Annotated in this window: 5 protein-coding genes; all 5 read left to right on the forward strand. The window is 35.5% G+C overall.

Annotation, left to right across the window (positions count from 1 at the left end; translation table 11 throughout):
* Positions 1–189, forward strand: a 189-nt coding sequence (locus EA412_14120; GenBank protein ID TVR76212.1) for a single-stranded DNA-binding protein, incomplete at its 5' end; no start/stop codon positions are given.
* 536 nt (positions 190–725) lie between these two features.
* Positions 726–2219, forward strand: a complete 1494-nt coding sequence (locus EA412_14125; GenBank protein TVR76213.1) for a hypothetical protein — start codon at positions 726–728, stop codon at positions 2217–2219.
* Entirely contained in the window at positions 2209–3537 is a 1329-nt protein-coding gene (locus tag EA412_14130) for a serine protease (protein ID TVR76214.1), read from the forward strand. The genes EA412_14125 and EA412_14130 overlap by 11 nt, the downstream gene beginning before the upstream one ends.
* A 12-nt stretch (positions 3538–3549) precedes the next feature.
* The gene (locus tag EA412_14135; GenBank protein TVR76215.1) at positions 3550–3735 is read left to right on the forward strand and encodes a hypothetical protein; all 186 of its coding nucleotides are present in this window, start codon (positions 3550–3552) and stop codon (positions 3733–3735) included.
* Positions 3736–4147: 412 nt separating this feature from the next.
* Complete coding sequence (locus EA412_14140; protein ID TVR76216.1) at positions 4148–4693, forward strand: hypothetical protein; 546 nt, start codon at positions 4148–4150, stop codon at positions 4691–4693.
* The last annotated feature ends 149 nt before the right edge of the window (positions 4694–4842 follow it).

Below are 4842 nucleotides of genomic sequence, written 5' to 3' on the forward strand. Positions count from 1 at the left end.
GCCTGGGGTAAGACTGACAAACATATGGTGAGTATTCTCAACAAGGGAAACCGCGCCGCCATCAACGGCAAACTGGTCAACCGCAGCTACCAAGACAAAGAAGGCCGTAAGCATTATGCAACTGAGGTTTATGCCAACCAATTCATCAACCTCACACCCGCAGTTCAGAAAGACAACTTGCCCTTCTGATGATTTTTGGCAATGGATAATTAGTGAGTACACTCATTAGTTGAAGCCGGTTCATTATGGAGTCGGGCTTTTTTTATGACCCCAAAGAAACTCTCCCTTTAACTCTTACCCAAGTTTAAGAATTACGTCAAGCAAGAGATGGAATGGATGCAATTTTCGTCAGTTGGTTGCCGGAAATTCAAGAGTTTCATTTTAGCAATCTATTTTGACCAATTATTTGGGTTCAGACTTTTAAATTGTGAGATAAAGATCACCCGAAGCCTCCTTTTATTAGTAAAATAGTACCTGAGAATTGCTTAATTCCCAAAAGATGAAAACCATAAAAAGTTGCATTAATAATAAGTAAAATAAAAACTTATTTTTTTTATTGAAAAAAATTAAATTTCTTTGTAGTCCCATAAATTTTGATCATGAAGACAGTTTTTTATTTTTCTATTATAATCTCCCTTTTTTTATTTTCAAGTTGTGCCACAATTATTAGTGGTAAGTACCAGGACCTCAATGTAATTCATTAGGAGGGTTCTGAAGTTGAAATAATGGTAGATGGTGAAGAACCTCCCTTAAGAAAAGAAAGAGAAAGCTTAGTAAGAGACGGGCTTCCAAAGCAAATTACTATTGAAAAAGATGGCTACAAGTCAGAATATAAGGCTGTTTACCAATTCCAAAGACCATGGTACCATATTTTTTCCTGGATACCCTTTGGAATACTTTATATACCCATTCTTATAGATCATTCAAATCTGGCATACGATTACCCATATGATATTATACTTGAAGAAAAACTGCTCAAGATTCCTGAAAGAGGTGAGAATGAGAGAGAAGTATTTTTATATGATATTGAAATTTCTGCTTCCAATGATGATAAGGTTGGTGGTTTAATTTTTAGGTCTTATAGAAGGTATTTAAACAAAAGAGCAAGGCCGTTAAGTTATAGTTATTTCCCTGATTTCCGATATACAGATACAGAATTAATTGAAAATTCATTAAATGAAGTTTTAGTTGAGGGAGGCTTTATTGATACCACTGTTACCTCGACAATATTCAGGTTTAGTTACGCGAATAACCTTATTTTATCAGCAGATATTCAGAAGGTTCAACACTCAATGGTTCAAACTCATTTTTCTCTTGTTGATCTGAAGGCAAATTGGGAATTAAAAAATATTTATGGGGAAACGGTTTTTAGTTTCACAACGGAGACTAAATCGGGCGAATTTGTAGTGCCAAGACGTTACTTTGGAATATATACTGAAAGAAATCCTTCTTTTATTTATCCAGCAAATTTTGCAGAAGAAAGAATTAAAGCCACACAGGTATCAGTCTATTTAGCAATGATAGATGCGATGGAGAAGGGTTTAATACAATTTATGGAGAATGATGAAGTTCGCAGTTTGATATCAGATAGAAGCTTTATCAAAAAAGAACAGGAAGCAGAATTCATTATTCTCAAACCTTCAGATTCTTCTCCGGATAGGTTAAGTGAAGCCATTGAAGGTGTTGTTTTGATAAAAACAGAGGAAAGACAGGGTAGTGGGTTTTTTATAAGTGAGGAAGGTTACTTGATTACGAACTACAATCGGATAGCAAATGCCGATGAGATTGAAGTGGTTGTATCAGATGGATCATCTCATGAAGCTCAATTGGTTAGAAAAAGTAAGCTGTACGATCTGGCACTACTAAAAATCAACGCAGAAAGCATTGATTTTAGACCATTAAGCTTCAATAAATCAATTCCGGATATTGGATCAAATATCTTTGTTGTCGGTTCTCCATTGTCTGAAGAGTTGGCGCAGTCAGTTTCAAGAGGTATAGTGTCTGCTTTTAGGGAAAGTCCAGATGGATTACAATATATCCAGACTGATGCCAGTATCAACTCCGGAAATAATGGAGGCCCACTGACCGATGAAAATGGTGGGGTACTTGGAATAGTTTTGGGAAGCATCAGGTCTCTGACTATTGATGGAATAGGTTTTGCCTTACCTACACAACAAATACTGGAAAAATTAAAAATTGAATTTCAAGATGAATTATAGTTTTATTACCACCATCTTAGCATATTTCAGTCTAAATTCAAGAATAACTTTTAGCCTGATTTTTACATCCTTTTTCATTTTTTATATTCAACCTAGTTTAAAAGCCATTGATAATGAAAGTGCCATGGCGAGTATAAAAAATGAGATCATTGAGAATGGTACTGATACTCAATTAAGGAATGTATATTTGAGATCAGTTGAAATAGATCCTAAAGTCTATTATCCTCAGCGTAAAAACTTCCGGAATCAACGTCATTTTGAAAGAACTAATAATCAAGGCGAGCTTACCAATGGATACTTAAGCAATAATGGCTTCAATTATATTAGTAGAGTCCGGGAATTCTTGGATGAACAGTTTTCTTCAAAGGATTACAGTTTTTTACCCAGTACAAGAATTATTCATACCTATCTGACAGCCATTTACGCTAATGTAAAATTAGAGGAATTGATTATTCTTGTCATATCAAGTAATCAGGTGGGTATTCAATTTCAGACCAAATGGGAATTTACAGATTATTATGGGAATGACCTGTTCCAAAAGGAGTTTAATTTCATAACTGACTTTACTCCCACTGACGGTGTAGGATTTGGCGGTAAAACAAACAAAACAATAACTGACTTAGAAAAACTGGTAGATAGTGCCATCAAAGAGAAATTGCAAAATATAGATGATTCAGAAGAATTTAATCAGCTTAGGAAAATAAATGTAGATAGTTTATTGGCTGGCCAAACTGAAACCATATTGATTAAGCACCCAACACACACAGTTGGATCCCTTGAAGGAGGATTGGAATCGACAGTTACCATAAAATCTCAATCGGGACATGGTAGTGGCTTTTTTATAAGCGAAGATGGATACTTAATCAGTAATTATCACGTGGTGAGAGATGATGATACCGTTTCGGTAGTCACCAATTCAGGCGAGGAATATTCTGCTGTAGTTTTACGGAGGAATTTAATTCATGATCTTGCGCTGCTCAAAATAAATGAGGGCCAGTTTGTGCCTTTTGGAATTTCAAAATTTCCACCTGAAATAACTGCTGAGGTATTTGCCATAGGCACACCCGCATCCGAGGAGTTTTCACAAACTTTATCAAGTGGGATTATTTCCGGAATCAGAAGGGTCGACGACATCAATACTTTCATACAGTCGGACGTAAGAATAAATCCGGGAAATAGTGGTGGTCCAATGATTCTCAGAGACGGATCTTTAATTGGAATAGTAAATGCTCGTATTTTTGGCCGTAATGTAAGCGGTATCGGTTTCGCTATACCTGCCTCTAATCTAGATGAAGTCTTGAATATCAGCTTTGAATAGATAAAACAGGTAATGAACTGCTTTTGGGAATTTGTAAGAAAAAAGCCGAATATTGTTTATTTGTATTTCCTTGGCAGTATTACTGAAATCTATATCAGTGTCGTCTATGTTTGGGAAATCAACATCAAATACTCCATTGAAAAGCATAACCTAAAATACAAAACACCGTCTACAAGAAAGATCCTTTTGGCCGCCTGATGATATGGCAGACACTGCTAAACGATCTTGCTTTTATCACAGTTGATGAGCATTTTCATAAACACACAGGTTGTGGCTTAAAAGTAATGTGGTGGAAAAAGGTATATGAGACCTTTTTATTTTAAAAAAACTTTGCTTCAAGATAAAATTTGAATTCAGGTTATTAGAAGAGAGGAAAACAGATCGCTACAACAGTTCTTTGTTTATAAGTTGTTAATGAAGTTTACGAAAAAACTAAAATCTGCCCGTATTGTCTAATTTTGACTATGTTTATTTTCAACGTCAAATAACTAATCTCAAAAAATAATTTGCAAAAAGCTATACGGAAAAGCCGAACACCGTTTTACAAAGTAGGCATAGTAAAAACCATAAACAAATGACAAAATTTGTATTTTTCTTTGCATCAATACTGATGCTGTTTAGTTTAAATTCCTGTAAAACAGGCGCAAATATTACCTCATCAAGTCCAGAACAAGCTGCTCAAATAGTGAATACAATTAAGCTTGATGAAGTTATTGCTGCTCAACAAGCGTGGGTAGACGCTTTGGTTGAGATTGGTAGACTTAAAACTATCGGAGGGGATTATAGAGCCTTTGCAGAGCAAGTATTATCAAGTGCATACCATTATGATAATGGAGAAGTCCTTTTTAAGCCTACTTTAGCGCATGGAGATCAAACGTTTAGAAGCACGAAGACTGGTGCCCTCGCTTATTTTGTAGGTGGTGTAAGTGCATATCCGGATGACAAAGGGTTTGCATTAAAACCATGGAAGAGTGCTCGTTTTGTAAACTCAGGGGTTCAAATTCATGGTAATGTCGCTATCACCATGGGGAATGTTTTTGTAGTGGATGCTGATGGTAATGAAGTAATGGTTGATAAAACCTGGGCTTTCAAAAAAGGTGATGACGATCAATTAAGAATTATACTACACCACTCTTCTTTACCTTTTACGCCATAAAATTTACCACTTTTAAAGTTTAGAAAGAGGCTGCTCAATTGATTTGAGAGCCTCTTTCTAATTTTAATCTACTACTCAGGTTCTACTTTGTGAATTGCTTTCAGAATTGTATTTTAGCGGTTATTCACAGGAGTAGGAGTATTTTGTGG

The organism is Chitinophagaceae bacterium (genome assembly GCA_007695095.1).
Taxonomy (GTDB): domain Bacteria; phylum Bacteroidota; class Bacteroidia; order Chitinophagales; family REEL01; genus REEL01.

Excerpts from the sequence above, each read along its gene's own strand:
- EA412_14125 (TVR76213.1), top strand. The coding sequence starts at position 726 with ATGGTAGATGGTGAAGAACCTCCCTTAAGAAAAGAAAGAGAAAGCTTA.
- EA412_14130 (TVR76214.1), top strand. The coding sequence starts at position 2,209 with ATGAATTATAGTTTTATTACCACCATCTTAGCATATTTCAGTCTAAAT.
- EA412_14135 (TVR76215.1), top strand. The coding sequence starts at position 3,550 with ATGAACTGCTTTTGGGAATTTGTAAGAAAAAAGCCGAATATTGTTTAT.
- EA412_14140 (TVR76216.1), top strand. The coding sequence starts at position 4,148 with ATGCTGTTTAGTTTAAATTCCTGTAAAACAGGCGCAAATATTACCTCA.